Raw genomic sequence first — 4,408 nt, 5'->3', positions numbered from 1 at the left:
TTACAGTTTTTACTTGATTATCTGAAGTAACTTTAACTAAATAAGTTCCACTTGGAAGATTAGACATATCAACTTGAGCTTGATTAGCATCCATTGTTACTGTTTTAACTTCTTGTCCTAAAATATTTATAACTTGAACTTTATTAATGTTTTGAGCGTATGATAAATTCAATACATCGTTCACAGGATTTGGATAGAATCTAAAGCTTGACGAATCAAATGATTCATTTCCTAAAGATGCATCATAAGCAGAAACTTGGAAAGTCCCGGCTACATCACCTCCAAATTCCCATACATTAACATATAAAACTTCACCTGGAGTTCTACCTGTAAGATCAACAAGAGAGAAATTACCAGTTGCAGAATCATCATCATTACATTCAACTAAAGTTAAATTTGTACAAGATCCACTGTATACAGCCAAACCAGTATCTGTAATAGGGCTTGTTGGATTAGGATTAGTCTCAATTGTGATACTTCCAGAAGCAGGAACTACCACAGAATACCAAACATCAGCACCTTGAAATGAAGCACAATTTGGTGCAGGTGGAGCTGAATTTGTAGCTCCGACTGTAGTACCAACAACTGCGTTAGTAGCAAATACACCACCAGCTGTTAAAGCTACCGCTGTAGAACAATTATCGTTTGCAGGAGGACAGATGTATGTATAAGTTCCTACAGGAATGTTACAAGTAGCGTCTGTACCATGAAGTAAAGTTAATACAACTGATGCTGAGCCGCTAGGAAACGGACCTACATTGATTACACCAGTTGCAGTAACTGGCCAAGTCGTAGTTCCATCAGAAATTGCTGGTGAACCACTTCCTAATGAAGTAATATTAACCGCAATTGAATATTGAGAAGTAGCGCAATTTGGCGTTACAGTAGCAGTTGAAAACGCTGCAGGAGTACAACTTGGTGCTACAATATTAACTGAAAAATCTAACGTTACACCCCAAGAACCAGAATAACAAGGATTAGGAGGAACTTGACCAGAGTCAGCAGTTCCAATTCTCATTTTATGCACACCTAATGGTGCCGTTGCAGGCATTACAAATGAAGCGTTTAAAGTTGTTGGGTTAGCGTTTGTAGACGCAATACCCGTTAAAACTAATTCACCAGCATCTGTAAAATCAAAATCGTTATTAAAATCGATCCAAATATTAGTATCGTAAGTAAACCCTGTAGCAAAAGTAACTTGAACATTGTTATTAATACCTTGACTCATAGTTACAGTTGACGCAGAATGGTCAAAATAAGTCACATCTGTAGTTGGGAAATTTGTTGTAACTAATTGAACATTTGTAATCCCATTTCCATCATTAGATGTTGGAACAGAAGTACAATAACAACCTGTTGCAGCAGTTGTAAAGGATTGCTCAACACATCCTACCGCATCACCATTAGCATTAAATGGTACAAGCTTGTAATAGTATGTAGCATTGATTGCACCTGTATAAGAGTAGTTCACACCATTTACAACTTGAGCATTCAAAATATCAGTTCCACCTGGAGTTGTACCAAGACTTAACTTGTATCCATCTGCACCAGATGTTGCATTCCATGAAATTACTGTTGGAAAGTTTCCACAACCTGCACTTATTGTTGCAACAACATTACTAGCACAAGTAGGAACTGTTGATGGTATTGTTTGAACAATAAAATTATCGATAAAGAAATCATAATCTGGTCCGTCAGAAACTGTACCTGCTGATGCATAATATGCAAATTTAACAGAATTTGATGTTACTGTTGGTATATCATAAATTTCAGTATTTATGCTATTTCCTGGAGTATTTGAACTATTATATGTTTCTAATGGCGTCCATGTAGTTCCTCCATTAGTAGACATTAAAAACTGAACAGTATCATCAGCACCCATAAGTCCTGGTGCATTTATAGGACCTTGTTGATTCCACTGTGTTGTACCAACATTAACTCTCACTTGGTAGCCACCAGCAGTTAAGTCAAAAACTGGTGAAACCATCCAACCTTTCGCAGAAGATCCATATAAATTAATTTTAGCTGCGTTGTTACCAGCAACATTTAGCATGTTAGCAGGACTCCAGCTACCAGAGTTTGGTGTTCCAGAAGGTCCTGTACTTGGATCTCCATCATTAAATTTACCCCAACAAGTTGGTAATGCACTAAATGTAAATGTTGAGAAATTTTCTAAATAATAAGGAACAAAAGAAGCACAAGGAGTTGTAAATGCAGATGTTAATGTCCAAACGCTCTTTGATGTTGTAGAACATACAGATCTAACCCAAATAAAATAATTTGTTACAGGAGTAAGCGCTGTTAAACTCAAGGTTGTAACACCAGCAGCAACTGAACCTGTAGCAACTGTAGCAGCTGTTGGAGCTGTGTTGGTAGTAGACAAAAAGTATTCATACCCTGCAGCAGGCGCAGAAGCGGGAGCAACCCATTCTACCGATGCAGAAGTACCTAAAACATTACTAACAGATACATTCGTTGGCTCTGTACAAGTTGGTATTGCTTCCCATCTTACATCATCAATATATATTGTTGCTGTCTCAGTTGGAGCAGTTACATTTCTAAAAACTAATCTTTGAACTCCAGATGGTAAAGCACCAGGAGCTAAAGTAAATTGAGCAGCAGCGCCAATTTGAGTTGACGGCATTAAAAACTCATCTAAGTATTGGTATGTTGCAACATCATTTGGATCTGTTAAATATCCAACTTGAATTACTCTATCGGCAACTGTACAATAAGCTGTAAATCTTAATCTGTGTGTATTAGCTTGTAAATTTGAAACCAATGGCATATTTGCAAAAGTTTCAATAGAAATGCTACTATTAGAAAACATGTACAATCTGTTTGGTGCACTCATAGGAATACCACTTCCACCAGTTAGATAAACATTTGCAGCACTTCCTCCTTTACTCCAACAAATTGGTAGTGGACCACCAAATGAAGCAGTAGTTGTGTCAAAGTTTTCATAAAACTCCGTTACTGGTAAACAAACCGTTGCAAAAGAAAAAGGACCAGCCCATAAACTATCCTCTGAAGCGCAATTTGCTCTTACATAATATTGATAAACTGTTCCAGAAGCTAAACCTGTAAGTGCATAATTTGAAGCATTTACATCAGTAACAATTGTTCCAGAACCTAAAGTAAATCCTGTTACACCGTATTGGATGTCCCAAGCAGTTTCTGTTCCTACCGCTGACCAAGTAAGATTTGCTCCTGTAGTTGTAAATCCATTGGCACCCAAATTATTTGGAGCTGGACAATCTGCTAAAAATTGAACCTTAGTTGTGTGGCAAATACTTCCACCAGCACACGATGCATCATTTGAAACGTGAAGTCTCACTGTTGCTGCTGTAATTGCATTAACAACCAAAGGCGACATTCCATGAGCAATTGAAACATTGCTTGCATTAGTGATTGATATGTATCTTGGACTAGGTGTTTCTCCAAAAATATTGGTCTCTGCAGTAAAAATATAATTTTCACCAACAACAAGTCCATTAATAGTATTGTACTCCGTTGAGTACGTACATCCTCCAATTTCTTGCACAGTACCCGAATTATTGGAAGTGACTGTTAAGAAAGCAGTAGGATTGACACATTGCCCATAGGACAAAATCGATAAAAACAAGGCAAAGAGTACCAAAATGCTTTTACCAAAAAAGGGTTTAGTAATTTTTTTCATATTGTGAATTTAGTTATTTGTAGCAGTAAATCTAATCAATGAATTTAGATTATACAAAACATTAACACAATTTATGTTAATTTATAACTAAACAATACTAATTTTTTTGTTAAAATTTAATGATATAATCATTTATTAAACCATTAAATGTTTGGTCATTTATCAAAAAAGTACTTTTTATAGGCAAATAATATAGATTATTCAAATTTTGACTATTTAGCCTCACGTAATCTTTTTCAGTGGTAATAATTATTTTTCCAAAAGAATTTTCCTTAATACTACTTATCTCATTATTAACAAAATGATGATGATCCGGATAAATCATAATTACATCATTCTCTTTTTTTATAAAATCAATAAATGGTTCTGGTTTTGCAATTCCGGCAATTATCACCTTATCTTTTTCAATAATTTCACTAACATTTATTTCCTCATTTTTATTATAAACCTTTGTATCATAATCAATAAAACTGAAAAATATTGGAATTTTATAATTAATTCTAGCTTTAATTCTATCTTGCTCTTCTATTGAAAGATTTTTTGGGCACTTAGTAATAATTATAAAATTAGCTCGTTTTGCTCCACTTCTACTTTCTCGCAGATTTCCTGTTGGCAACATAAAATCATCGCAAAATAAATCATCGTAAGCAGACAATAGAATATAAAATCCCGCTTTTACTTTTCTATGTTGAAAAGCATCATCAAGTAAAATTACATCTGGTTTTTCTT

2 protein-coding genes are annotated in these 4,408 nt (G+C 35.0%); both read right to left on the bottom strand.

All coding sequences use genetic code 11. The annotated features are described in order from the left end of the window. Positions 1–3,679 (bottom strand): GEVED domain-containing protein (locus tag DIU01_RS09480; RefSeq protein WP_290833828.1); only part of this gene is annotated, 3,679 nt, incomplete at its 3' end. A gap of 109 nt (positions 3,680–3,788) precedes the next feature. Beyond that, positions 3,789–4,408 (bottom strand): tetraacyldisaccharide 4'-kinase (locus DIU01_RS09475; protein ID WP_290833826.1); only part of this gene is annotated, 620 nt, incomplete at its 5' end.

Origin of the sequence: Flavobacterium sp., assembly GCF_003525665.1 — a bacterium.
GTDB lineage: Bacteria > Bacteroidota > Bacteroidia > Flavobacteriales > Flavobacteriaceae > Flavobacterium.
Note: the sequence above shows the minus strand (reverse complement) of the source record. Positions and strands in the feature narration are given on the sequence as shown.